Annotated in this window: 25 protein-coding genes, 1 tRNA gene and 1 riboswitch; of the genes, 21 read left to right on the plus strand and 5 right to left on the minus strand. The window is 63.7% G+C overall.

Translation table 11 applies throughout. The features are described 5' to 3' along the window. Nucleotides 1-37: 37 nt before the first annotated feature. Complete coding sequence (gene nrdR, locus HV770_RS07385; RefSeq protein ID WP_042328342.1) at nt 38-520, minus strand: transcriptional regulator NrdR; 483 nt, start codon at nt 518-520, stop codon at nt 38-40. A 6-nt stretch (nt 521-526) separates the two neighbouring features. Then, nucleotides 527-1,774: a serine hydroxymethyltransferase gene (gene glyA / locus HV770_RS07390; RefSeq protein WP_175158772.1), complete on the minus strand. Its 1,248-nt coding sequence runs from the start codon at nt 1,772-1,774 to the stop codon at nt 527-529. A gap of 166 nt (nt 1,775-1,940) precedes the next feature. Next, nucleotides 1,941-2,049: riboswitch (ZMP/ZTP riboswitch) on the minus strand. A gap of 238 nt (nt 2,050-2,287) precedes the next feature. Here glyA and ydfG point away from each other — a divergent pair. The 12 genes from ydfG to HV770_RS07450 all read left to right on the plus strand — a co-directional run bounded on the left by ydfG (nt 2,288) and on the right by HV770_RS07450 (nt 11,727). Further along, nucleotides 2,288-3,034 (plus strand): bifunctional NADP-dependent 3-hydroxy acid dehydrogenase/3-hydroxypropionate dehydrogenase YdfG, encoded by a 747-nt coding sequence (ydfG, locus tag HV770_RS07395; RefSeq protein ID WP_175158773.1) that lies wholly within the window; start codon nt 2,288-2,290, stop codon nt 3,032-3,034. Nucleotides 3,035-3,092: 58 nt separating this feature from the next. Beyond that, entirely contained in the window at nt 3,093-3,572 is a 480-nt protein-coding gene (ybgC, locus tag HV770_RS07400) for a tol-pal system-associated acyl-CoA thioesterase (protein WP_175158774.1), read from the plus strand. A 156-nt stretch (nt 3,573-3,728) separates the two neighbouring features. Further along, the gene (gene tolQ / locus HV770_RS07405; protein ID WP_007179119.1) at nt 3,729-4,406 is read left to right on the plus strand and encodes a protein TolQ; all 678 of its coding nucleotides are present in this window, start codon (nt 3,729-3,731) and stop codon (nt 4,404-4,406) included. A 10-nt stretch (nt 4,407-4,416) separates the two neighbouring features. Beyond that, on the plus strand, nt 4,417-4,863 hold the full coding sequence (gene tolR / locus HV770_RS07410; RefSeq protein ID WP_175158775.1) for a protein TolR: 447 nt from the start codon (nt 4,417-4,419) through the stop codon (nt 4,861-4,863). Then, entirely contained in the window at nt 4,860-5,867 is a 1,008-nt protein-coding gene (tolA, locus tag HV770_RS07415) for a cell envelope integrity protein TolA (protein WP_175158776.1), read from the plus strand. The genes tolR and tolA overlap by 4 nt, the downstream gene beginning before the upstream one ends. A gap of 136 nt (nt 5,868-6,003) precedes the next feature. Then, nucleotides 6,004-7,296: a Tol-Pal system beta propeller repeat protein TolB gene (gene tolB / locus HV770_RS07420; protein ID WP_175158777.1), complete on the plus strand. Its 1,293-nt coding sequence runs from the start codon at nt 6,004-6,006 to the stop codon at nt 7,294-7,296. Nucleotides 7,297-7,330: 34 nt separating this feature from the next. After that, on the plus strand, nt 7,331-7,840 hold the full coding sequence (pal, locus tag HV770_RS07425; protein ID WP_168662948.1) for a peptidoglycan-associated lipoprotein Pal: 510 nt from the start codon (nt 7,331-7,333) through the stop codon (nt 7,838-7,840). 20 nt (nt 7,841-7,860) lie between these two features. Further along, entirely contained in the window at nt 7,861-8,610 is a 750-nt protein-coding gene (gene ybgF / locus HV770_RS07430; RefSeq protein WP_168662950.1) for a tol-pal system protein YbgF, read from the plus strand. A gap of 180 nt (nt 8,611-8,790) precedes the next feature. Beyond that, nucleotides 8,791-8,866 (plus strand) — tRNA-Lys (locus tag HV770_RS07435). Nucleotides 8,867-9,108: 242 nt separating this feature from the next. Then, nucleotides 9,109-9,774 carry a TonB-dependent receptor gene (locus HV770_RS07440; RefSeq protein ID WP_175158778.1) on the plus strand — a complete coding sequence of 222 codons (666 nt, stop codon included), beginning with the start codon at nt 9,109-9,111 and terminating at the stop codon, nt 9,772-9,774. Nucleotides 9,775-10,184: 410 nt separating this feature from the next. Then, nucleotides 10,185-10,559: a hypothetical protein gene (locus HV770_RS07445; protein ID WP_175158779.1), complete on the plus strand. Its 375-nt coding sequence runs from the start codon at nt 10,185-10,187 to the stop codon at nt 10,557-10,559. 328 nt (nt 10,560-10,887) lie between these two features. Then, nucleotides 10,888-11,727 (plus strand): mechanosensitive ion channel family protein, encoded by an 840-nt coding sequence (locus tag HV770_RS07450; protein ID WP_175158780.1) that lies wholly within the window; start codon nt 10,888-10,890, stop codon nt 11,725-11,727. Between the two features lie 115 nt (nt 11,728-11,842). Here HV770_RS07450 and HV770_RS07455 read toward each other — a convergent pair whose 3' ends face one another. Beyond that, complete coding sequence (locus tag HV770_RS07455; RefSeq protein ID WP_175158781.1) at nt 11,843-12,514, minus strand: VTT domain-containing protein; 672 nt, start codon at nt 12,512-12,514, stop codon at nt 11,843-11,845. A gap of 182 nt (nt 12,515-12,696) precedes the next feature. Here HV770_RS07455 and mutL point away from each other — a divergent pair, with 182 nt between their 5' ends. Together mutL and miaA are read left to right on the plus strand one after the other, a co-directional pair. Next, entirely contained in the window at nt 12,697-14,742 is a 2,046-nt protein-coding gene (mutL, locus tag HV770_RS07460) for a DNA mismatch repair endonuclease MutL (protein WP_175158782.1), read from the plus strand. A 43-nt stretch (nt 14,743-14,785) separates the two neighbouring features. After that, a complete protein-coding gene (gene miaA / locus HV770_RS07465; protein ID WP_175158783.1) occupies nt 14,786-15,736 on the plus strand; it encodes a tRNA (adenosine(37)-N6)-dimethylallyltransferase MiaA in 951 nt (316 codons plus the stop codon). A gap of 70 nt (nt 15,737-15,806) precedes the next feature. Here the strand turns inward: miaA and purM are convergent, their stop codons facing one another. After that, the gene (purM, locus tag HV770_RS07470; protein ID WP_175158784.1) at nt 15,807-16,874 is read right to left on the minus strand and encodes a phosphoribosylformylglycinamidine cyclo-ligase; all 1,068 of its coding nucleotides are present in this window, start codon (nt 16,872-16,874) and stop codon (nt 15,807-15,809) included. A gap of 101 nt (nt 16,875-16,975) precedes the next feature. Between purM and HV770_RS07475 the strand changes: the two genes are divergently transcribed. From HV770_RS07475 to panB, 7 genes are all read left to right on the plus strand, one after another. Continuing rightward, nucleotides 16,976-18,052 (plus strand): AI-2E family transporter, encoded by a 1,077-nt coding sequence (locus HV770_RS07475; RefSeq protein ID WP_175158785.1) that lies wholly within the window; start codon nt 16,976-16,978, stop codon nt 18,050-18,052. A gap of 73 nt (nt 18,053-18,125) precedes the next feature. Continuing rightward, nucleotides 18,126-18,899, plus strand: coding sequence for a DnaA regulatory inactivator Hda (gene hda / locus HV770_RS07480; protein ID WP_175158786.1), 774 nt, complete (start codon nt 18,126-18,128; stop codon nt 18,897-18,899). After that, on the plus strand, nt 18,892-19,578 hold the full coding sequence (locus tag HV770_RS07485; protein ID WP_175158787.1) for a histidinol-phosphatase: 687 nt from the start codon (nt 18,892-18,894) through the stop codon (nt 19,576-19,578). Before hda ends, HV770_RS07485 begins: the two co-directional genes overlap by 8 nt. After that, nucleotides 19,575-21,176 (plus strand): polynucleotide adenylyltransferase PcnB, encoded by a 1,602-nt coding sequence (pcnB, locus tag HV770_RS07490; protein WP_175158788.1) that lies wholly within the window; start codon nt 19,575-19,577, stop codon nt 21,174-21,176. The genes HV770_RS07485 and pcnB overlap by 4 nt, the downstream gene beginning before the upstream one ends. Before the next feature lie 48 nt (nt 21,177-21,224). Continuing rightward, nucleotides 21,225-21,770: a 2-amino-4-hydroxy-6-hydroxymethyldihydropteridine diphosphokinase gene (gene folK / locus HV770_RS07495; protein WP_175158789.1), complete on the plus strand. Its 546-nt coding sequence runs from the start codon at nt 21,225-21,227 to the stop codon at nt 21,768-21,770. Beyond that, nucleotides 21,767-22,447: a deoxynucleoside kinase gene (locus HV770_RS07500; protein ID WP_175158790.1), complete on the plus strand. Its 681-nt coding sequence runs from the start codon at nt 21,767-21,769 to the stop codon at nt 22,445-22,447. The genes folK and HV770_RS07500 overlap by 4 nt, the downstream gene beginning before the upstream one ends. A gap of 36 nt (nt 22,448-22,483) precedes the next feature. Next, nucleotides 22,484-23,299, plus strand: a complete 816-nt coding sequence (panB, locus tag HV770_RS07505) for a 3-methyl-2-oxobutanoate hydroxymethyltransferase (RefSeq protein ID WP_175158791.1) — start codon at nt 22,484-22,486, stop codon at nt 23,297-23,299. Nucleotides 23,300-23,406: 107 nt separating this feature from the next. On the opposite strand, the gene pabB is transcribed toward panB, so the two are convergent. After that, nucleotides 23,407-25,344 (minus strand): aminodeoxychorismate synthase component I, encoded by a 1,938-nt coding sequence (pabB, locus tag HV770_RS07510; RefSeq protein WP_175158792.1) that lies wholly within the window; start codon nt 25,342-25,344, stop codon nt 23,407-23,409. Between the last annotated feature and the right edge of the window lie 18 nt (nt 25,345-25,362).

Raw genomic sequence — 25,362 nt, forward strand, 5'->3', positions numbered from 1 at the left:
CACGGCTACGCAGGAACAACGCGCGGCGCGACGGCAGTCAGCGCTTACGCGCAGGCTTGGGCGGAGAAGAGGCGCGGCGAAATTCTTCGATCACGTCTTCGAATTCGGAGACGTCTTCGAAGCGCCGGTACACGGAGGCGAAACGAACGTAGGCAATGGTGTCGAGCGCACGCAACTCGTTCATGACGAGTTCGCCGAGGCGCTCGCTGCGCACCTCGCGCTCGCCGCTGCCGAGCAATTGATACTCGATGCGGGCGACCGCCGCGTCGATCGCGTCCGCCGCCACCGGGCGCTTGCGCAGCGCCAGTTGCATGCTCGCGACGATCTTGCGGCGGTCGAATTCAGTGCGGCTGCCATCCTTCTTGACGACCGACGGCAGCGCCAGCTCGACCCGCTCATACGTCGTGAAACGTTTGTCGCAGGCCGGGCAGCGGCGGCGCCGGCGAATCGTCGCGCCGTCTTCGGACACGCGCGAATCGACAACCTGCGTGTCGGCGTGGCGGCAGAAGGGGCAATGCATGACGGCTTACTTGTAGACCGGGAAACGCTGCGTCAACTCGGCGACCTGGCCGCGCACGCGCTCGACCGTGGCGGCGTCTTCCGGATTGTCCAGCACGTCGGCAATCAGGTTACCCACCAGCTCGGCTTCCTTGACGCCGAAGCCGCGCGTGGTCATGGCCGGCGAGCCGAGACGCACGCCGCTCGTCACGAACGGCTTTTCCGGATCGTTCGGAATCGCGTTCTTGTTGACGGTGATGTGCGCCGCGCCGAGGGCCGCTTCCGCTGCCTTGCCGGTGATCTTCTTCGCGCGCAGGTCGACCAGCATCACGTGGCTTTCGGTGCGGCCCGACACGATGCGCAGACCACGCTGGACCAGCGTTTCAGCCAGCACGCGCGCGTTTTCGACGACCTGCTGCTGGTACGCCTTGAATTCCGGCGACAGCGCTTCCTTGAACGCGACGGCCTTGCCGGCGATCACGTGCATCAGCGGACCACCCTGGATGCCCGGGAAGATTGCCGAGTTGATCTGCTTCTCGAACTCGGCTTTCATCAGGATCACGCCGCCGCGAGGGCCGCGCAGGCTCTTATGCGTGGTCGTGGTGACGAAGTCCGCGTGCGGCACCGGGTTCGGGTAGACGCCCGCGGCGATCAGACCGGCGTAGTGCGCCATGTCGACCATGAAATACGCGCCGACCGACTTGGCGATCTTCGACAGACGTTCGAAATCGATACGCAGCGCAAAAGCGGACGCGCCCGCGATGATCAACTTCGGCTTGTGTTCCTGAGCGAGCTTTTCCGCGGCGTCGTAGTCGATGTCTTCGGCTTCGTTCAGGCCGTAGCTCACCACGTTGAACCACTTGCCCGACATGTTGACCGGCGAACCGTGGGTCAGGTGGCCACCGTGCGCGAGGCTCATGCCCATGATCGTGTCGCCCGGTTTGAGCATCGCGAAGAACACGCCCTGGTTCGCCTGCGAGCCGGAGTTCGGTTGCACGTTGGCCGCCTCGGCGCCGAACAGCTGCTTCACACGGTCGATCGCGAGCTGCTCGGCGATGTCGACGTATTCGCAGCCGCCGTAGTAGCGCTTGCCCGGATACCCTTCGGCGTACTTGTTGGTGAGTTGCGAGCCTTGCGCAGCCATCACAGCCGGGCTCGTGTAGTTTTCCGACGCGATCAGTTCGATGTGCTCTTCCTGACGGCGGTTTTCCTGCTCAATGACCTTCCAGAGTTCAGGATCGACGTTGGCGATGGTGCTTTGGGCTCTGTCAAACATACGGATTCCGTTGAGTGTGTTCAGGTTGACCGGATCATGCGCCGAATCTTGCGTAGAGGGTACGCAGCGCTGCTGGCGGCTGGGCCAGCCCTGACGTGGCGAACGGAGAGTCGCCGCACACGCGAGGCAGGACAGGCACCGTCAGCGCAGATAAACGCGCGCGGATCACGGCTGCCCAGGCGAACGGCAAAACGGCACCCTGCGCTTCACGGTGGGTTGTTCCACCTTGAACCCGATTGGTTGAATCGGTTCTATCGCCAGTTACGCAGGGCCGAGCGCGTTAGTTTATTGGAAGAGGATCGAATAGGCAACCGGCTTCCGGGCGCGGTCGGGCAGGCCAGCGGGTCGGGCCGCCGCAGCGCCTCCTGCAGTGCGCAAACGACATCCGTGAGCGCACCGGAAACCCGCTGGGCGCCCCTGCCAAAGCCCCTCATGCGGCTGGTTCATCCTTGCCGCGGCGCCGCATTGGAAGTAGGCTTGGGGCCTTTCTCTTTTACCGACCAGGGAACTGCAATGATCGTGTTCGTCACCGGAGCGTCCGCGGGATTCGGCGCCGCTATCGCCCGGGCCTTCGTTAAAGGCGGCCATCGCGTCGTCGCGACCGCGCGTCGCAAAGACCGTCTGCAAGCGCTCGCCGACGAACTCGGCGACGCGCTGCTGCCGTACGAGCTCGACGTGCGCGACCGCGCCTCCGTCGAAGCGGCGCCCGCCGCGCTGCCGGCCGAGTTCGCCGCGATCGACGTGCTGGTCAACAATGCCGGCCTCGCACTCGGTGTCGAACCGGCGCAAAAGGCCAGTCTCGACGAATGGAACACCATGATCGAGACTAACTGCACGGGCCTCGTGCAGGTCACGCATGCGCTGCTGCCCGGCATGATCGAACGCAATCGCGGGCACATCTTCAATCTGGGCTCGGTGGCGGGCCGCTGGCCTTACGCGGGCGGCAACGTGTACGGCGCGACCAAGGCGTTCGTGCGCCAGTTCAGCCTGAACCTGCGCGCCGATCTGGCCGGCACCGCGCTGCGCGTCACTGATATCGAGCCGGGCCTGTGCGGCGGCACCGAATTCTCGAACGTGCGTTATCGCGGCGACGATGAAAAAGCGGACAAAGTGTACGAAAACGTCCAGCCGCTGACGGCCGAAGACATCGCGGATTCGATCTACTGGATCGCCACCCGTCCGGCCCACGTCAACGTCAACACCATCGAACTGATGCCGGTGGCGCAATCGTTCGCCGGCCTGTCGATTCATCGCGGCTGAAGCCCGCCGGACGGGGCGCACACTTTGAAACAGACCGCGCGGTGTGCGTTCCGGTAAAATGCGCCGCATGAATATGTCGACCAGCCAGCCTGGCGCGGAAATCGGCTACACGTGGTCCATCCGCGTGTACTACGAAGATACCGATGCCGGCGGCATCGTGTTTTACGCCAACTACCTGAAATTTTTCGAACGGGCGCGCACCGAGTGGTTGCGTGCGTGCGGCGTCGACCAGAGCCGGCTCGCGGATGAAACAGGCGCAATTTTTATCGTGCGCAGCACCGCGTTGGACTATCGGGCCCCCGCCCGGCTTGACGACGTCGTCAAAATCGTCAGCCGGATCGAGCGTCTCGGCAGGGCTTCGGTAGACTTCGCCCAGGAAGCGTGGCGTGAAGGCACGCTGCTTGCTACCGGTTCGATCCGGGTCGGCTGCGTCGACCGCGGCGCGCTGCGGCCGGCCGCGATTCCTCCTCCGGTTCTGGCCGCTCTGCGGCGCGGGCCCGGCATGGGCAATGCCGGCTTGTCAACCGACAACGCCTGAATCCCGTTGATTCGGGGCCAGTGAACTCATACCGATCAAGCAACATCAAGCATGGTTCGGCTTGCAATACCGCCGAAGCTTCCGTTTTGCCCACGGAAAGCATCGAGCGGCCTTACAACCGGACGCCCCCTTCCCGGGACGCTAAAACGAACCTTTATGAACACTACACAAGATCTGTCGATCGTTTCTTTAGTACTCAACGCGAGTCTGCTGGCTCAGGCCGTGATGGCCCTGCTGCTGTTGCTGTCGCTGCTGTCCTGGACTTTCATCTTCCGCAAGTGGTTTGCGATCCGCCGTGCGCGCGCGCAAACTGAACGCTTCGAACGCGATTTCTGGTCAGGCGGCGACCTGCAGGCGCTGTATCAGAGCGCCGCGAACAACCGCCATACGATCGGCGCGCTCGAACGGATTTTCGAGTCCGGCATGCGCGAGTTCCTGAAGGGCAAGGAAAAGCGCCTGAACGATCCGGGCGCGATTCTCGATGGCGCACGGCGTGCAATGCGGGCCGCGTTCCAACGTGAAATGGACGTGCTCGAAGCCAACCTCGCGTTTCTCGCGTCGGTCGGCTCGGTCAGCCCTTATATCGGGCTGTTCGGCACGGTCTGGGGGATCATGAACGCGTTCCGCGGCCTCGCCAACGTCCAGCAGGCTACGCTTGCGAACGTCGCGCCGGGCATCGCAGAAGCGTTGACCGCCACCGCGATCGGCCTGTTCGCCGCCATTCCGGCGGTGGTCGCGTACAACCGCTACGCGCACGACATCGACCGTCTGGCGATCCGCTTCGAGACCTTCATCGAAGAGTTCTCGAACATCCTGCAGCGCCAGGCACAGTAAGGAGGCCACGATGGCAGGCTCCCGCTCCTCCAGCATGCGCGGCTCCCGTTCACGCCGCGCGATGGCCGACATCAACGTCGTGCCGTACATCGACGTGATGCTCGTGCTGCTCGTGATCTTCATGGTCACCGCGCCGCTCGTCGCTCCGTCGATCGTCAATCTGCCGACCGTCGGGGGCGCCGCGCCGCAGCAGCAAACCCCGCCCGTCATCGTCAACATTCGCGCGGACGGCAACATGAGCGTCAAGTACAAGGACGATTCCGGCGCGCAGCAGCAGGAAAACATGTCGAGAGCCGACCTGAACGGCTTTATCGCCGACCGGGCGCAATCGCATCCTGACCAGCCCGTCGTGATCGCCGCCGACAAAACCGTGAAGTACGAAGCCGTGATGAATGTGATGTCCGCGCTGAAAGCCCGCGGCGTCAAGCGTGTTGGATTGCTCGTCAAATCGCAATGATCCGCAAGAACTCCGAATACCCGCTCCAGCCACCGCGTGAACGCGGCACCGGGCGAGCCTTTGCGTTCGCGCTGGTGATGCATGCGCTGCTCGGGTTCTTCCTGTATCACGGCATCCAGTGGCAAAACAGTACGCCCGAGGGCGCGGAGGCCGAGTTGTGGACCGAGGTACCGGACACGGCGATCCCGCGTCCCGTCCCGCCGCCGCCCGTACCGGTCGCCCCTGCCCCGCCGGTGCGCGACGAGCAGGCCGACATCGCGCTACAGGAAAAGAAGCGCCAGCAGCAGGAAGCGGCGCGCGAGGCGCAACTGGCCGAGCAGCAGCGTCAGCAGAAGCTGCAGGCGCAGCAGGAAGCCCAGGAGAAGCGGCAGCAGCAACTGGCGGCCGATCAGGCCGCGCAGAAGGCCGCAGCAGCCAAACTAAAACAGCAGCAGCAACAACAGCAGGCCGAGAAGCAGAAGCAGCAGCAACTGGCCGAACAGCAAAAGCAGCAGCAGTTGAAAGAACAGCAGCAGGAGCAACAGCAGAAGCAGGCCGAAGCTGAAGCGCAGAAGAAAGCCGACGCGCAGAAAGCCGCGAAGGCCAAGGCGCAAGCCGACGCTGCAGCGCAAGCGAAGAAGCTCGATGCCGAACGGCGCGCGCGCCTCGCGCAGATGCAGGGTGCGGTTGGCGGCACGAGCACGTCCAGCAACGGGCTCGGCAAGAGCGGCACGGGCAGTGGCTCGGGTGGCACGGCGGCATCGCCGGGTTACGCGGACAAGGTGCGTCGCGCAGTGCTGCCGAATGTCTCGTGGGGCGGCGAAACGGAAGGTCTGGAAACCGTGATCTCGGTGCGCTGTTCGCCGACCGGCACTTTGCTGAGCGCAACGATCTCTCGCAGCAGCGGCAACGCCGCGTGGGACGCCGCCGCATTGCGGGCGGTCCATCGAACCGATCCGATGCCGCTGGACACCAATGGCAAGACGCCGGAAAGCTTTTTGATTACGCTGCGTCCGGCTAGTTGATAGCAGCAATTTGACAGTCAGTCGAAGGTAGACGCCGCGCCCGCTCACGGGGCGCGCTCGGGAACGAATTAGGCGTTTTCCGGTCTGTCTGCTGTCGTGAAGTGTAGTAAAACCGTTTTTGGGGAATCCATACAGCATGAGTTTGATGACCAAGCTAGGCCTGCGAACACTCGTAGCATCGTGCCTGATCGCCGTTGGCGGCGCCGCCAACGCACAACTCAACGTCCTCGTGACGGGCGTCGGGTCCACCCAGTTTCCGATCGCCACGGCGAATTTCGCCAATGAGGCGAACTCGCCGCAGCAGGTCAGCACGATCGTGCGTCAGGATCTGCAACGCAGCGGCAAATTCACCAACATCGACGCGGGCTCCACGCCGGTGTCGGAATCGGATTCCGTCGACCTCGGCGCGTGGAAAGCCAAGGGCGCCAACGCGTTCGTGGCGGGCAGCGTGAACCGCCTGCCGAACGGTCAGTACGAAGTGCGTTTCAAGCTGTACGACACGGTCAAGGGCGAAAGCCTCGGCGGCCTCGTGCTGGTGAGTCCGGAAAGCGGCTTGCGGATGAGCGCGCACAAGGTCGCAGACTATATCTACGCGAAGCTGATGGGCGGCCGCGGCGTATTCGCCACGCGCCTGTCGTACGTCATCAAGACGGGTGGCCGCTACCAGTTGCAGATCTCCGATTCGGACGGCCAGGACGCGCACATCGCTCTGTCGAGCCCCGAGCCGATCATTTCGCCCGCGTGGTCGCCTGACGGCACCAAGGTCGCCTACGTCTCGTTTGAAAAGAAGAAGCCGATCGTCTACATCCACGACCTGCCCACGGGCCGTCGCGTGGTCGTGTCGGATCAGAAGGGCAACAACAGTGCGCCGGCGTGGTCGCCGGACGGACGCACGCTTGCCGTCGCGCTCTCGCGCACCGGCAACACGCAGATTTTCGCCGTCAACGCGGACGGCAGCGGTCTGCGTCGTCTCACGCAAGGCAGCTCGATCGACACCGAGCCGACTTTCTCCCCTGATGGCAAGTCGATCTATTTCACGAGCGACCGTGGCGGCGCACCGCAAATCTACAAAATGTCGGCGCAAGGCGAAAACGCCGGCTCCGCGCAGCGCGTCACGTTCACGGGCAGCTACAACACCAGCCCGCGCGTGAGCCCGGACGGCAAACAACTCGCTTACATCTCGCGCGTCGGCGGCGGGTTCAAGCTCTATATCCAGGACCTGCAAGGCGGAACAGCCACGGGCCTGACGGACACGACACATGACGAATCGCCGAGCTTCGCGGCGAACGGTCAGTACATTCTTTACGCCACACAGGTGAACGGCCGTGGCGTGTTGGCCGCAGTATCGACCGACGGTCGCACTCGGCAGGTCCTGTCCGTTCAGGGGGGCAGCGTACGCGAGCCGTCCTGGGGCCCGTTTATGCAATAACGTTTGATGCAATAACACAAGGAGAGTAACCAAAATGATGTCCAAACTTCGCTATGTATTTGCTGTTCTGATGGTCGGCGCGCTGGCCGCATGTCACTCGGGCGTCAAGCTCGACGAAAACGCCGGCAAGGGCGGTGCAGTGTCGACCCAGCCGAACCCGAACGATGTCGCACAGGTCAACGTCGACCCGCTGAACGATCCGAACAGCCCGCTCGCCAAGCGCAGCATCTATTTCGACTTCGACAGCTACTCGGTCAAGGACGACTACCAGTCGCTGCTGCAACAACACGCGCAATACCTGAAGAGCCACCCGCAACGCCACGTCCTGATCCAGGGCAACACCGACGAACGCGGCACCAGCGAATACAATCTGGCGCTCGGCCAGAAGCGTGCTGAAGCCGTGCGTCGTTCCCTGTCGCTGATGGGCGTGACGGACTCGCAAATGGAAGCCGTGAGCCTCGGCAAGGAAAAGCCGCAAGCTACGGGTCATGACGAAGCGTCGTGGGCGCAGAACCGCCGCGCAGACCTCGTGTATCAACAGTAAGTCAACGGGTGATGAGCCGAATGACGCATCGTTTCTCCTGGCTGCGGTTTGCCGCAGCGGCCTGCGTCGCGGGCACGGCCTTCGCGGCCGTGCCCGCGCATGCGGGCATCTTCGACGACGATCAGGCCCGCCAGGCCATCCTCGATCTGCGCTCGAAGACCGATAGTTTGTCGAGCCAGCTGTCGGCCGCACAACGCACGATCCTCGATCAGTCCAACCGTCTCGACCAGCTGAACCAGCAGGTCGCGACGCTGCGCGGGCAGAACGAGGACATGGCGAATCAGCTCACCACGCTGCAGAAGCAGCAGAAGGACTACTACACCGATCTGGACACGCGCCTGAAGAAATTCGAGCCGCAACAACAGACGGTGGACGGCGTCCAGGGCGAGGTGCAGCCGGGCGAAACCGAGTCGTTCAATGCGGCTTCGCAGCAGTTCCGCAGCGGCGATTTCAAGAACGCCGCGGCGTCGTTCCGCAGCTTCATCTCCAAGTATCCGAACAGCCCTTACCAGCCGACCGCGCAGTACTGGCTCGGCAACGCGCTGTATGCATTGCGCGACTACAAGGGTTCGACGGCCGTTTGGCAAGGTGTGGTGGCCAAGTATCCGCAGCATCCGCGTGCGCCGGAAGCGTTGCTGGCGATTGCGAACAATCAGCTCGAGCAAGGTCAGAAGGCCGCGGCCAAGAAGACGCTGGAGCAGATCGTCGCGCAATACGCGGGCTCGGACGTTGCGCAATCGGCTCAGAGCAAGCTGTCGCAGATCAAGTAGTCGTAGTCGATGCCGGGTAGTTGGCAGTCACGCGCAGTGTCCGATGTCATAGCCACGCGCGCCTCTCGCTCGAAGGCCGGGTAGCAATACCCGGCCTTCTAACTGAAGTGTCGATAGCTTGATTAGCCACACTGGGTTGACAGCCCACCAAGGCTATCGATATAATTTCGCTTCTCTTTTGGGTCGTTAGCTCAGCTGGTAGAGCAGCGGACTTTTAATCCGTTGGTCACAGGTTCGAATCCCGTACGGCCTACCAAAAGATTCGAGGGCCTACATGCATTCGCATGTAGGCCCTTTTCTTTTGGCCTCACGCTTTAGCTCGCGGCTCTAGCGCCTTCCTCGTTCATTCCCCCAAATAGTTCGACTCCCCACAGACTGCTCAAGGTCTGCGCATGCATGATCGCTTAGCGGCGGCTGTCGAGCGCTCCGGAATAGACCATGAAGACCATGAGATCGGGGCGTCAAGGGCAATGATCCCTGCTGCCCGACCGCCTAGGGATGCCCGTGAAAACGATAAGAGTAATCTCGGTAGTTGGCTTGGCATTCTCGATCGAGACCTCGCACGCACAGGAAATATTCGTGCAGGGAGGCACGCTTGGCATCGGTGCGGGCGCGGCACTGAGCCTCACGTCAAGGTTCGGCGTGCATGCCGACTTCAATGCATTCAAGTTCTCGCATGACTTTACCGTGGGCGGGAATCGCTACGAGGACGACGTGCGTCTGCGTCAGGGGGGCATCTACGGTGACTTCTTCCCGTGGGCGAATAGCGGCTTTCGCCTCACGGCCGGCGTTCGCTTTACGGGCAATGAAGTCAGCGGCGATTCCGTTCCTACTAACGGCACCTACACGTTCAAAGGTCAAACCTTGCCCGCCTTTCCGGGCGAGTATGCGACGGCCACCGCCAGGCACCCGCCCGTGATGCCATATCTGGGTATTGGCTACGGCCTGCACCCCAGCAGAAAGGGCTTCGGCCTCGTGGTCGATGTGGGCGTCGCTTATGGCATCCCGCGCTCTTCATACACGCTGTCGCCCGCCCTTGCCCAGGCTGCCGGCCCCGCGCTGAGCCAGCAGATCATCGCGACGGGGCTTCAACAACTGCAAGAGAAAGCGTCTCCCTATCGCTGGTATCCCACGTTGCAGATCGGCGTTTCATACCGCTTCTGATTGGCCAGCTAAGGGACGCGGGCATGGCTCCGCCGACGGCGACAACGCTTACATTACAATCGCATATAAACGATTCTACCGCGGTCATCTGCTTTCAAAAGCTGAGTGCCGAAACATGCCCTCCTTTCTCGCGGGTCAAAGGAGCAACGAAGCCCGACGCACTCCATTCGGTTCTATTGCATTCCTCAACATCCGATTGACACATTTCTACGATTCAAACCAACGTTTCACACGCAAAAATCAGCGTCCTTCCAGGTCTTTCGCTTCCCACCAATAACATCGAACCCCCGTGATTTATCGAGATGAATAGATATGCAATGATCGCCGCCGATCCGGCAAGACACACTGGAGCCATGCGTCGACAGACGCTTCGGCAATGCCGCGAAACCCTGCGTTTTCATTGCATCGATATGGCCAATTTTCTGTTCGATCTCGTTTCGAACCTCGCTTTACTCGCGCTCGTCGTGATCGCATGTCGGGTGTACAACCGGCTCACACCCGGTCCCGCAATCAATGGCGCGCACGTATTCGCCGCGCTGGCACTGGCCGCGCTGCTGCTCGATGCGGCGCTGACCTTTCTCGTGTTCGCCGACGCGCAGAACCGCTACGGCCAGTTCAGCACGCCGGCCGCGTTTTTCTTCCGCGCTGCCGCCTACGTGATCGCGATCGTCGTTGCTTTCGCGTGGCATCACGTGACGCGCCGCAAGCGTGCCGCGACAACCACCACCGACAAAACGCTCGTCATCCACACTTCTCCCTATTCGCAATCGCATCTGCGCATGTAAGCCCACTCCAGACATATGCGCCTCGGCGCGAGTCGTCGCCGACCGCTAATCGACGTCACCAACTTGCTCCATAGACATCGTGCAAACGCGCTCACGCGCCCCGCGTACAGCACGCCGCCGCCTCTTTCAAGGCGGCCGCCTGCCCTCCCGCTCTCTCCCGCCAGGCTTCGCGTTCGGAAGACGGGAACGGTCCTTGCACATGCGCGCGCCGTCGCCTATAACTCCCGAAGACCGCGCGTTGCCGTTTGCGTCCGCCGTCGGGCATTGCCGCTGTATTGCGCCACCGTTGTTCAATCAGTCGAAGGCAACTTATCCCACGAGGGACATCTTGGATCTCGATACCGTACGCGTGTTCATCATGACCCGAGGCATCGACCTCGGTACCAAGGTTCTCGGCGCGATTGTTCTGTGGATCGTCGGCCGCTGGATCATCGGTCTGATCATCGGCTTGCTGCGCAAGGTGCTCGCGCGCAATGGCCGGGTCGACCCCACTCTCGCTCACTATCTCGGCTCGATTCTCGGCGGCTTGCTAAACCTGCTGCTGATCCTCGCGATCCTGCAGATTTTCGGTGTCCAGACGACTTCGTTCGCCGCGTTGCTCGCCGGTCTCGGCCTCGCGATCGGCACCGCCTGGGGCGGCCTGCTTGCGCACTTCGCGGCCGGCGTCTTCATGCAGGTATTGCGGCCGTTCAAGGTCGGCGACTTCGTCACCGCAGGGGGCGTCACCGGCACGGTCTCGGAACTGGGCCTGTTCGGCACCACCATCGTGACGCCGGACAACGTGACCACCATCGTCGGCAACAACAAGGTTTTCTCGGACACGATCTCGAACTTCAGTGTGTTGCCGGTACGGCGTGTCGAGCTGACCGCGAAGATCGCCAACGGCGTCGATCCCACTGACGCGATGAACCGGCTGAGGGCGGCCATCGTGCAGATTCCAAATGTCGTCGAAAGCCCCGCGCCCGACATCGAAGTGCTGAGTTTCACGCCGGAAGGACCCTTGCTGTGCGTGCGTCCCTACACGGCCAATGATCACTATTGGCAGGTCTATTTCGACACGAATCGCGCGATCGTCCGGACCTTCAAGGAAGCCGGCTACCCGACACCGGAAACACCGCTGGCGCCGCGTGCGGTCGGCCCGGGCGCGACGGGAACCGCGGCCGGTTGAGAGAGAAGGTCGCACCGCATCGCCGGCGATTCAAAGCACCGCAAAATGAAAAAGGCGTCGCGAGAATCGCGACGCCTTTTGTTCATCTGCCTGCGCATGCATCTGCAATGACGCGTCAGCGGCTATTGGCCTTGGCCCCACCCTTGCGCATCATCTTCCACAACGCGCCGAGCAGAATCGGCACGATAGCCGCGCCGATACCCACCAGCACGATCACATTCAGATACTGACGGATGAACGGAATATTGCCGAAGAAATAACCAAGCAGCACGAGCAGCAACACCCATAGCAGCGCGCCGAGGAAGTTGAACAACTGGAACCGGCTCACGGACATCGACGAAGCGCCGGCCACGAACGGCGCGAAGGTTCGCACAACCGGAATGAAACGCGCGAGCACGATAGTCTTGCCGCCATGCTTTTCATAGAAGTTATGCGTCTTCTGCAGCGCACTGCGGTCGAGGAAGCGTTCGAGAAAAGGAATATGCGAATCGAACACCCGCGGCCCGATGGCCCGTCCGATCATGTAGTTGACGGTATTGCCGGCGATCGCGGCGAGGAGCAGCAGCACGATCAGCAGACCGAGGTTCAACTGGCCCGTCGCACAGAACGCGCCGCCGATGAACAACAACGAATCGCCCGGCAAGAACGGCAGAATGACGAGGCCGGTTTCGCTGAACACGATCAGGAACAGCACCGCATAGACCCATGCGCCGTACACATGGATGAAGTCTCCGAGGAACTTGTCGATGTGCAACACAAGGTTGACGAAATGTAGCAGCGTGTCCAAGGAGCGTCCTCTGTTAAGGGAATGTGAACGCGGTGAAAACAGCCTTGCCGGCAGGCCCGCGACGAAGACGGCAAGCACATGCTCGCCGCCGGAAATTGACCGCGTCATGATACCGAAAGTGCCGGGCCGCAATTAAAAATCCGTTGCCGGTGGCTCGTGTGCCGAATCGCTATAATTTCGCCATGTCAGAATTCTCCGAAACGCCTGCCGGTTCCGCCGCGGCCGCCGTGCCCGCCGCCTCGCCCGCACCGCGCCCGTTGCGCGCGATCCAGCCCCTTCCCGATCAGCTGATCAGCCAGATCGCCGCCGGCGAAGTGGTGGAGCGGCCCGCGTCGGTGGTCAAGGAGTTACTGGAAAACGCGCTCGACGCGGGCGCGCAGACGCTGCGCATCCTGCTCGATGAAGGCGGCGTTAAACGCATTTCGATCACCGACGACGGCTGCGGCATTCCCGAAAGCGAACTGGCGCTCGCGCTGATGCGCCATGCGACCAGCAAGATCCGCTCGCTCGCCGAACTGGAAGCAGTCGCCACGCTCGGTTTCCGTGGCGAGGCGTTGGCGTCGATCGCGTCGGTCGCGCAGATGACCATCACGAGCCGCACCGCCGAAGCGCCGCATGCCGTGCGCGTCGACGCGCAAACCGGCGTACTGAGCCCCGCGGCCGGCACCCAAGGCACGACGATCGAAGTGCGCGAGCTGTACCACAACACGCCCGCGCGCCGCAAATTCCTCAAAAGCGAACAGACCGAACTCGGCCATTGCCTCGAACAGATTCGGCGCGCGGCTTTGGCGCGGCCCGACGTCGCGATTTCGGTACTGCACAACGGCAAGGCGGTCGAACACTGGAACGCGAGCGAGCCGCCGGTGCGGGTCGCGAAAATTCTCGGCGAGACCTTCGCGACGGCGCACTTGCCACTCGACGAATCCGCCGGGCCGCTGGCCGTCTACGGCTGCGCGGGCTTGCCGACCGCGAGCCGCGGGCGTGCCGATCAGCAATACTTCTTCGTCAACGGCCGCTTCGTGCGCGACAAGCTGCTCACGCACGCGGTGCGCGCCGCTTATGAAGACGTGCTGCATGGCGACCGCTATCCGTCTTATGTGCTGTTCCTCGATCTGCCGCCTGAGGGCGTCGATGTGAACGTGCATCCGTCGAAGATCGAAGTGCGGTTTCGCGATTCGCGCTCGATTCACCAGTTCGTGTTCCACGCGGTACAGCGCGCGCTGGCGCGGCATGCGGGCGCATCGCCGGAAACGACGGCGGGTGGTCACGCTGCGCACCTGGAGCCGATGGCAGGCGGCCCGGCTTCGTTCGGCGCGACGCCGCTCGGCGGCGCGGCGGTCATGGCCGCCGGTGCGGGCTTCGGCGGCTCGGCAGGCGGACTGGCGCGTGGCGGATCAGGCAGCGGTTTCGGCCCGTCGTCACAGCCCGGCAACACCTGGATGCGCCAGGCGCGCATGACGCAAGGCACGCTGCCGGTCGCGCAACCACTCGCGTTTTACGACGCGCTGTTCGGCCGCAAGGACAGCCATGCCGGCACCGCGGAAGGCGCGACCCTGCTGGAGGCGCGCGACTCGGCGGCGCAAACGCCATCGCCGTATAGCGCGTCGGCGCCCTATCCGCCGCCGGCCTTCAACGCCACCGACGAACAACCGCTCGGCTTCGCGCTCGGCCAGATTCACGGCATCTACGTGCTCGCGCAGAACGCGCACGGGCTGGTGATCGTGGACATGCACGCCGCGCACGAGCGCATCCTGTACGAGCAGTTCAAGAACGCGCTGGTGAATCGCGCGATCGCCGTGCAGCCGCTGCTGATCCCGCAGACGATGCACGCCGATCCGATCGAAATCGGCACGGTGGAAGAAGAGCGCGACACGCTCGACGCGCTCGGCTTCGACCTTGCCGTGCTGTCGCCGACCACGCTGGCGATCCGCGCCGTGCCCGCGCTGCTCAAGGACGCCGATCTGCAGGCGCTGGCGCGCGCGGTGCTCGCCGATCTGCATGAGTTCGGCGGCTCGCGCGTGCTGACCGAGCGTCAGCATGAACTGCTCGGCACGCTCGCCTGCCATCACGCGGTGCGTGCGAACCGGCGTCTGACGCTCGACGAAATGAACGCGCTGCTGCGCCAGATGGAAGCGACCGAGCGCGCCGATCAATGCAACCACGGGCGTCCGACGTGGTATCAACTGACGCTGTCCGACCTCGATCGGCTGTTCATGCGCGGGCAGTGACGGTGCGCACGCTGATTTTGCTTCGACCCGTGCGGGCTTGCTCATGACGCCACGCAACGTTGCCACGCCGATCCCTTGCCTGCTCGGCCCGACAGCCTCCGGCAAAACCGCCGCTGCGCTGGCGCTCGCCGCACGGCGGCCGGTGGAAATCATCAGCGTCGATTCGGCGCTGGTCTATCGCGAGATGGATATCGGCACTGCCAAGCCGACTGCTGAGGAACGCGCCGTGGCGCCACATCATCTGATCGACATCGTCGATCCGACCGACGCCTATTCGGCTGCGCAGTTTCGCGCCGACACGTTGCGGCTGACCGGCGAAATCCACGCGCGCGGACGGCTGCCGTTGCTGGTCGGCGGCACCATGCTGTACTACAAGGCGCTCACGCAGGGGCTCAACGACCTGCCCGCCGCCGACCCCGACGTGCGCGCCGCGCTCGATGCCGACGCCGCCCGCGACGGCTGGCCGGCCCTGCACGAACGGCTTGCGAGCGTCGACCCGGTGACGGCCGCTCGCCTCGCGCCCAACGACTCGCAGCGGATTCAGCGCGCGCTCGAAGTATTCATGCTGACCGGCCGGGCGATGTCCGCATGGCTGGCCGCCCCCGTGCGGCCGGACGACGCCGCGGCGGCATGGCGCTTCGTGCCGATCGCGCTGGAGCCGTCCGATCGCAGCGTCTTGCATGCGCGCATCGAGCAGCGCTTCGACGCGATGCTGGCCAACGGTTTCGTCGATGAAGTGGTGACGCTGCGCGAACGCGGGGACCTGCGGCCAGAGATGCCGTCGATGCGCTGTGTCGGCTATCGGCAGGTCTGGGAATATCTGGACGGCGCGGTCGATTATCCGACGATGCGCGACAAGGGAATCTTTGCGACCCGGCAGTTGTGCAAGCGGCAGCTCACGTGGCTGCGAAGCATGACAGAGCGGGTGGTGGTGGACTGCTGCGATCCGCACGCGACCGCGCGGGTGCTCGATCAAATCGAGGCGTTGATTTGAGGCGTTGAAGTATCGAACCCGCGCGGCGCGCATGCAATCCGCATGCTTGCCGCGCGGGCAATATCATCCGTTAGATCACGACGGTCTGCGCTTCACCGGCTGCGCTTTCGCGAATCGTGCCGATCTTCCAGACCTGCTCACCGGCTGCCGACAGCAAACCGATCGCCGCTTCGGCGTCGGCTGCGGACACCACCACCGCCATGCCGATGCCGCAGTTGAACACGCGGTGCATTTCCGCATCGGCGACGCCGCCGTGCTTCTGCAGCCACGAGAACAGCGGCGGCAGCGGCCACGCGCGGTGATCCAGCTCGGCCGTCAGACCTTCACGCAGCACGCGCGGAATATTTTCGACCAGCCCGCCGCCGGTGATGTGCGCCATGCCCTTCACGGCAATCTGCTGCATCAGCGACAGCAACGGCTTCACGTAAATGTGAGTCGGCGCCATCAGCGCGTCGGCGAGCGAACGGCCGTCGAAGTCCGCATTCAGATCCGGCTGCGCGCGCTCGATGATCTTGCGCACCAGCGAAAAACCGTTCGAATGAATGCCGCTCGATGCCAGACCCAGCACCACGTCGCCCGGAGCGATCGTGCTGCCGTCGATGATCTTGCTCTTTTCCACCGCGCCGACCGCGAAACCGGCCAGGTCGTACTCCCCGTCCGGATACATGCCCGGCATTTCCGCCGTTTCGCCGCCGATCAGCGCGCAACCCGACAGTTCGCAGCCATGCGCGATACCCTTGACGACCGTGGCCGCCGTGCCGACGTCCAGCTTGCCGCACGCGAAGTAGTCGAGGAAGAACAGCGGCTCGGCACCTTGCACGAGAATGTCGTTCACGCTCATCGCGACCAGATCCTGGCCAACGGTGTCATGCTTGTTCAGTTGAAACGCGAGGCGCAGTTTGGTGCCGACACCGTCGGTGCCGGACACGAGCACCGGCTCCTTGTATTTCTTCGGCACTTCGAACAGCGCGCCGAACCCGCCGATGCCACCCAGCACGCCCTCGCGCATCGTCTTTTTGGCAAAGGGCTTGATCGCGTCGACAAGCGCGTCGCCCGCGTCGATGTCCACGCCGGCGTCGCGATACGACAAACCTTGGGCCGAATCGGTTGAAGGCTGGGCGGATTTCGGGTGATTCATGGGGAAGAGCTCGAAGGTCGGTAAAATGCGATTTTACCCGATGCTGGCCGACTGGCTGGAATTTGATCATCCGGTTCCGACTACACCTGGGAAAACCCGTTTTGCAACAAAATTCCTCGATTCTGACGCCCGTTCAGCGCCGCGCCCTCATCTGGGTGGTGATCGCGCTCTGCATCGGCATTCTGCTCTGGCTGTTGAGTCCCGTCCTCACCCCGTTCCTGCTGAGCGCGATCCTCGCGTACATCCTGCATCCGGGCGTCGCGTGGATGGTGCGCCGGCGCGTGCCGCGCGCCCTCGCGGCACTGCTGATGATCCTGTTCTTCACGCTGCTGATGACCATGCTCTTCCTGCTGGTGCTCGCGGTGGTCCAGAAGGAAGGGCCGCAATTGCGGCAGCAGGTGCCGGTGTTCTTCGCGCATGTGAGCGCGTGGCTGCAACCCAAGCTGGCCATGCTGGGTCTGGCCGACTCGCTCGATTTCGCCAGCATCCGCGACCTCGTGATGGGGCAGCTCGAAGGCAGCGCGAAAACGGTCGCGCAGTACGCGTGGACCTCGATCCGCACGAGCGGCAATCTGATGATGGCGCTGGTCGGCAACGTCGTGCTGGTGCCGCTCGTCCTGTTCTATCTGCTGTTCGACTGGAACCGCATGCTCGCGCGCCTGCAAATGATGGTGCCGCGCCGCTGGCTCGACAAGACGCTGCAACTCGCGCGCGACATGGACCAGATGCTGTCGCAATACCTGCGCGGCCAGTTGCTGGTGATGGCCGTGCTGGCGGTGTACTACTCGGTCGCGCTGAGCCTCGCCGGCTTCGAGATCGCGCTGCCGGTCGGCATTTTTACCGGGCTCGCGGTGTTCATCCCGTACCTTGGTTTTGCGACGGGGCTCGTGCTGGCGCTGCTCGCGGCGCTGCTGCAATTCGGCGACTGGTATGGCTTCGGCGCGGTCGCGCTGATTTACGGCTTCGCGCAGATCGCCGAAAGTTTTTATCTGACGCCACGTCTCGTCGGCGAACGGATCGGGCTGCACCCGCTCGCGGTCATCTTCGCGCTGCTCGCGTTCGGTCAGCTGTTCGGCTTTTTCGGCGTGTTGCTTGCGTTGCCGGTCAGCGCAATTCTGTCGGTGGCGATCCGCGAATTGCGGCAAAGCTATCTGGCCAGTGCGCTTTACAACAACTAACCGCCTACTGACGTTTCAGGGCCCGAGGTCCGGGCCGCTACGGCCTTAGCCTCATTTTCGGCAGTCACCTACTGTGCTTCGTCAACTGACGCTCGATCTCGGCACCCCGCCGCCATCGACATTCGACAATTTCTTCGCCGGCGCGAACTCGGAGCTGGTCACGCGCCTGCGTGAGCTCGACAACGCGCTCGCCGCCGGGCCGGTCGCCGATCGCACCTTCTATGTCTGGGGCGAGTCCGGCAGCGGCCGCACGCATCTGTTGCAGGCGCTCGTGCACGAAGCGCCGCCGGGGCATGCGCGCTTCGCCGGGCCGCAGAGCAGCCTGGCCGCGTTCGGCTTCGACCCGCGCGTGGCGCTCTACGCGATCGACGACTGCGACGCGCTGTCCGCCGCGCAGCAGATCGCCGTGTTCAACCTGTTCAACGAAGTGCGCGCCCATCCCACCAGCGCGCTGGTCGCCGCGGGCAACGCTCCGCCGATCGGCATGACCGTGCGCGAGGATTTGCGCACCCGCCTCGGCTGGGGCCTCGTCTTCCATCTCGCGCCGCTGCCGGACGAAGGCAAGGCGGCGGTGCTCAAGCTCGCCGCGCGCGAGCGCGGCATCATGCTCGCCGACGACGTGCCCGCCTACCTGCTCACGCATTTTCGCCGCGACATGCCGAGCCTGATGGCGCTGCTCGACGCACTCGACCGCTTCTCGCTCGAACAGAAACGCGCGGTCACGCTGCCGCTTCTGCGCACCATGCTGGCGTCGCCCGACGCCGACGAACGGCGCGCCGCGCCCGGCTCGTCGGCGGGTTCGCACGCCGCGTCATCCGCTTCAAGTAAAATAGGCCCCCATGGCTAACCTCGCACTCTTCGATCTCGACCACACGCTCATCCCCACCGACAGCGACCACGAATGGGGCCGCTTCATGGTGAAACAAGGTATGGTCGACGCCGAAAATTTCGCCCGTGATAATGACCGCTTTTTCGCCGACTACAAAGCCGGCAAGCTCGACATTCACGCCTATCTGATCGCCATGCTCACGCCGCTCGCGAAATACACGCGCGCGCAACTCGCCGACATTCACGCGCGGTACATGCACGAAGTCATCACGCCGGCCATTTTTCCGGTCGCGCTGGAGCTGGTGAAGCAACACCGTGAAGCCGGCGACCTCTGCTGCGTGGTCACGGCCACCAACGAATTCATCACGCGCCCGATCGCGCAGGCCTTCGGCGTCGAAACGCTGATCGCCTGCGAGGTGGAAACCGTCGACGGCCAGCCGCATTCGCCGTACACCGGCCGACCCATCGGCACGCCGAGCTACAAGGAAGGCAAGATCGTCCGTACCGAAGCGTGGCTCGCCTCGCTCGGCAAAACCTGGAGCGACTTCGAGCACAGCTATTTCTATAGCGATTCGCACAACGACATCCCGTTGCTCGAAAAAGTCACCGACCCCATCGCGACCAATCCGGACGACACATTGCGCGCCCATGCGCAAGCCAAAGGCTGGCGCATCCTCGAACTCTTTCAACCCTCGTGATCAAAAAACTTATTCGCAAGCTATTCGGCCAGGACCCGGCGCCCGCTGACGGCAACCTGGCCGCCGAAGCCGAAGCAGACGTAACCGGCCGCGCTCCCGCGCGCACGAAGTCCGCCACCGAAGGCGCGGCCAAACCGCGCCGCAAAACAATCCGCGCGCCTGGCGCGGCCGTCAAGGCCGTGCGCGATCCGGACGTGCCGGTCATCATTCCGCACGACGTGCACGGCATCGATCCCGCGCTGATCTCGAGGAACGCGATTCGCGTGACCGAAGGTCTGCAGCAGGCGGGCCATCGCGCGTTCATCGTCGGCGGTGCGGTGCGCGATCTGCTGCTCGGCATCAAACCGAAAGACTTCGACGTCGCCACCGACGCCACCCCCGAACAGGTGCAGAAGCTGTTCCGCCGCGCGCGCATCATCGGCCGCCGGTTTCAGATCGTGCACGTGCAGTTCGGCCAGGAGATCATCGAAACCTCGACGTTTCGTGCGCTGGTCGATCCGCCCGCAGCGGACGCGGCGCCGCCGCGCCGCCTCAAGCGCGACGAGCTCGACCGCCGTACCCACGCAGTGGACGCGAGCGGCCGCGTGCTGCGCGACAACGTGTGGGGCGAGCAGCACGAAGACGCCACGCGCCGCGACTTCACGATCAACGCGATGTATTACGACCCGGCCACGCAAACCGTGCTGGACTACCACAACGGCATGGCCGACATGCGCGCGCGTCTGTTGCGCATGATCGGCGACCCGGCCACGCGCTATCGCGAAGATCCGGTGCGCATGCTGCGCGTGGTGCGTTTCGCCGCGAAGCTCGAGTTCGAGATCGAAGACAGCACGCGCGCACCGATCGTCAAGATGGCCGATCTGATCAACAACGTGCCCGCCGCGCGTCTCTTTGACGAGATGCTCAAGCTGATGCTGTCCGGTCACGCGCTCGCCTGCCTGAAGCGCTTGCGCCAGGAAGGGCTGCATCACGGTCTGTTGCCGCTCCTCGACGTGGTGCTCGAACAGCCCATCGGCGAGAAATTCATCACGCTGGCGCTCTCCAATACCGATGCGCGCGTGCGCGCCGGCAAGCCGGTGTCGCCGGGCTTCCTGTTCGCCACGCTGCTGTGGCACGACGTGCAGCAGCGCTGGCAGAAATTCGAAGCGGACGGCGAATATCCGGTGCCCGCGTTGCATCACGCGATGGACGAAGTCCTCGACATGCAAACCGAGAAGCTCGCGATCCACAAGCGCTTCTCGTCGGATATGCGCGAAATCTGGGGCCTGCAGCTGCGCCTCGAAAAACGCTCGGGAAGAAGCGCACTGAAGCTGCTGGAACACCAAAGATTTAGAGCGGGGTATGATTTCCTCCTGTTGCGCTGCGAATCGGGCGAACTCGATGAGTCGGTCGGTGCGTGGTGGACGGAGTTCATCGAAGGAGACATCGCCGCGCGCGAGGCATTGCTCACGCAAGGCGGGAAGGACCGAAGCCCCAGAAAACGACGGCGGCGCAGCAGTGGCGCGAAAAACCGCAAACCGGGCGACGGAATGGAGGGCGGCACGCCAGCCGAACGCACGGACAACGACGCGGGCCATGACGGCTCGCACGACGACTGACCAGGCGTTGGCTGAAGCCGTCGAACGATAGTTGCAGGAAGTTATGCCATGACGGTTGCTTATCTCGGCCTCGGCGCGAATCTCGGGGACGCGCGCCAGACCCTGAAAGACGCAGTGGTGTGCCTCGCACAACAGCACACCATCTCCGTGCTCGCCAAGTCGAGCCTGTATCGCACTGCCCCGATCGACGCGGGCGGTGACGACTATTTCAACTGCGTCGTGAAGGTGGACACGACGCTCCCCGTGCGGCATCTGCTCGCGCTGTGCCACAAGATCGAGCATCAGTTCGGCCGCGAGCGGCCGTTTCGCAACGCGCCGCGCACGCTCGATCTGGACATCCTGCTTTATGGCGATCAATCGATCGACGAAGCCGATCTGATCGTGCCGCATCCCCGTTTGACCGAGCGCGCGTTCGCGCTCGTGCCGCTCGTCGAAATCGACGCGGCGCTGATCATTCCACAACACGGCCGCGCTGATGCGCTGCTCGCCGGCGTCAGCGATCAACGCATCGAGAGAGTGAAGGGCCCGTGTCAGTGTCCGATGCTCAATGCATTGACGGGCGCCACCACCGCCGATAAAGGCCGCTGCGAATGAACTCGCCGCCGCTCACGGTCACCGCGCCGCAACTGCGCCCACCGTTCGGGTATCTCGCGATCGAGGGGCCGATTGGCGTGGGCAAGACGTCGCTCGCGCGACGGCTCGCACAGCGCTGGTCGATGCAGGAGTTGTTCGAACGGCCGCAGGACAATCCCTTTCTCGAACGCTTTTATCGCGATACCGCGCGTTTTGCGTTGCCTACGCAACTGCACTTCGCACTGCAGCGCGCGCAGCAGGCACAGGAAGTGAGCGCGGCGCACGGCTCGGGCACCCCGCTCATCGCCGATTTCATGACGCAGAAGAACGACATCTTCGCGCGTCTGACCTTGCAGGATGACGAGTGGCAGTTGTACCGCGCGCTCGCCGCGCGGCTCGACGTGAGTGCGCCGACGCCTGATTTCGTGGTCTATCTGCAGGCGAGCCCCGAAGTGCTGTTCGCGCGCATCCAGAAGCGCGCAGTGCCGATGGAGTTGCAGATTTCCGACGCGTATCTGCGCGCGCTGTGCGACGCGTACAACGAATTCTTCTATCACTACGACCGCACGCCTGTGCTGACGGTCAACGCCGAACACCTGAATCCGCTCGATTCCGATGCGGACCTTGCGCTGCTTGCCGAACGCATCGAAAGCATGCGCGGCCGCAAGGAATTCTTCGTCAAAGGCACGTCGCTCTGAGCGGCGCGGCCCCTCTTTTTTCCAATGGATTGACCCATGACCTATTTGCAGGAAGCGAGCCGGAACGCGATCACCGTGCCGAAACTGCAGGCGATGCGCGACGCCGGTGAAAGAATCGCGATGCTCACCTGTTACGACGCGAGCTTCGCCGCTCTACTGGATCGCGCGGGCGTCGACGTGCTGTTGATCGGCGATTCGCTCGGCAACGTGCTGCAAGGCCAGACGACCACGCTGCCGGTGTCGCTCACCGACATCGCGTATCACACAGCCAGCGTGGCGCGCGCGCGGCCGGCGGCGCTGGTGGTCGCCGATCTGCCGTTCGGCACCTACGGCACGCCGGAAGACGCGTTTCGCAGCTCGGTGGAACTGATGCGCGCCGGCGCGCAGATGGTGAAGCTCGAAGGAGGAGTATGGCTCGCGGACACAGTGCGCTTTCTGGTTGAGCGCTCGATTCCGGTGTGTGCGCACGTCGGCCTTACGCCGCAGTCCGTGCATGCGTTCGGCGGCTTCAAGGTGCAAGGCAAGACCGAAGCGGGTGCGAGCCAGTTGCTGCGCGACTCGCTCGCGATGCAGGCGGCCGGCGCACAACTGATCGTGATGGAGGCGATTCCGACGCAGCTCGCCAGCGAAGTCACGAAGCAGTTGCGCATTCCGACGATCGGCATCGGCGCGGGGCTCGACTGCTCGGGTCAGGTGCTGGTGCTGCACGACATGCTCGGGATTTTCCCCGGCAAGCGCCCGCGCTTCGTGAAGGACTTCATGGAGGGGCAGCCGAACATTCTGGCGGCTGTCGAAGCGTATGTGCGTGCGGTGAAGGACGGTTCGTTTCCTGGGCTCGAGCATACGTTCTGATGGATGGCGGCGCTTAGCTGTCGGCGCCGCCGCGCTGCTGTTCGTTTGTTTTTGAATGTTGTTTGCACGCGAGCGGCGCTCGTTCACACCGCAGCTTGATCCGCGTTCTAGCGGACCAAGCGCGCCTCCAGCGCGCCACGCAACGCGTTGCAGATCAGGAGCGCCTCGGCGTTCAGCAGATCCGCCTGCGTCAGGACTTTTTCAGCCGCTTGCAGGCCCGACGCCTCGTCTAGCAATACGCCTCGCATCACGCCGGGCAGCACGCCCGACGCGAGCGGCGGCGTCCACCAGCGCCCTGCCAGCTTCACAAATACGTTCGACCGGCCGCCTTCGGTCAACTCGCCTCGTTCGTTGAAGAACAGCGTATCGAATGCCCCCTTTGCCTCAGCTTCGCGCCAGCCACGGTCATAATCGGCGCGGCGGGTGGTCTTGTGGTGCAGCAGCGGGTCGCCGGCTTCGGTTGCGAGAAACGCGTGGTCAGGACCGAGCAGCACGCCGACGCTTGATTCCGTCAGCGGGGTCAGGACTGCAGCAGTGATTTGCACTGTGCCGTCCTTGCGCAGCGCGAGCCGCATGCGGTGCGGCATGTGCTCTGGCAGCGAAGCACATTCTGCGGCGATTTGCGCGCGAACTGCATCGATGTCGTCGAGCCTGAAGCCGAGCGCTGCGGCACTCGACGAAAGCCGTTGAAGATGACGTGCGAGATGCCGCACCCCGTCTTCCCGCGTCGCGTACATCGTTTCGAAGAGTTCAAAGCCCGGATCGGCGCCGGTCAGGAATCTGGCTTTCAATCGACACTCCGCGTATTCGTCGGCAGCCACGCTGTCGAGGACAATGCCCGCGCCGATACCCATCTTCCCTTGCAAGGCGCCGGTTTGCGCGGACCGGTTCAACGTTAGTGTCCGGATGGCGACGGACAGGCAGAAGTCGCCGCAGACGGAATCGGGCGCGATGGGTGCGGCGGCGGCAAAAGTATGCTCGTCAGAGGCATTCGTGGAGGCTTCCAATGGCGCATCGAGCCACCCGATCGCCCCGGTATAAAGACCGCGCGGCGTACTCTCGAGCTCGTCAATCAACTGCATCGTGCGGTGCTTCGGTGCGCCGGTGATCGAGCCGCACGGAAACAGCGCGCGCAGGGTGCCGGCGAACGACGTGCCGGGCCGCAACGCCGCCTCCACCGTCGAGGTCATTTGCCAGACCGACGCATAAGGCTCGACCGAAAAGAGCGCCGGCACCTTGACCGAGCCCGTCTGCGCGACCCGCGACAGATCGTTGCGCAACAGATCGACGATCATCACGTTTTCGGCGCGATTTTTTGGATCGTTGCCGAGAAACTCGGCCGTACGCCGGTCGGCGGCCGGATCGTCCGAGCGCGGCGCGGTGCCTTTCATCGGCCGCGCGCGCAACCTCGCGCCCTGCTTCTCAATGAAGAGTTCCGGCGAGCATGACAACACCCAGCTGCCGCCCGGCAACGCGATGAACGCGCCGAACGGAACCGGCTGTCGAGCCCGCAAGCGCCGATAGAGCGCAGTGGGCGAGCCGAACACGTCGAAGCCGAGCCGGTATGTGTAATTGACCTGATACGAATCACCCGCGCGCAGGGCGGCGTGAATCGCATCGATCGCCGCGTCGAATTGCGCGCGATCGACGCTCGCGTGCACATGGGCGGTGCCCGCCACCGACGGCTGCGCCGCATTGCCGTCGCGCGCCATGAGCCACGCGTCGACCTCTTCGCGCGAACGCCTGTCGCAGCGTTCGAACAATAAAAAACGCAGCGTGGCGTCGCCACACTGCGTTTTCAGAGACCTGTCCACCTCTTCGCCGAGAACAAGCGTCCGGCCAAACTCATAGTCGGCGAGCACGACGGCATGCAAACCATCCCGCGTATCGGCAACGACGCTCTCGCACACGGCTTCGAGCTGCGCGACGTTCGCGCAAACCCGTTCACGCGCAAAACCCGTGTACAGACGACTTGAGCGGCGCGCCGTCGTCGCGTCGCAATCATCGAGCAGTGCGAACACTGCGCCGCGTTCATCTGCCGTCATGCTTACCGCCAACTTCAA

Origin of the sequence: Paraburkholderia fynbosensis, from assembly GCF_902859935.1 — a bacterium.
Taxonomy (GTDB): Bacteria; Pseudomonadota; Gammaproteobacteria; order Burkholderiales; family Burkholderiaceae; genus Paraburkholderia; species Paraburkholderia fynbosensis.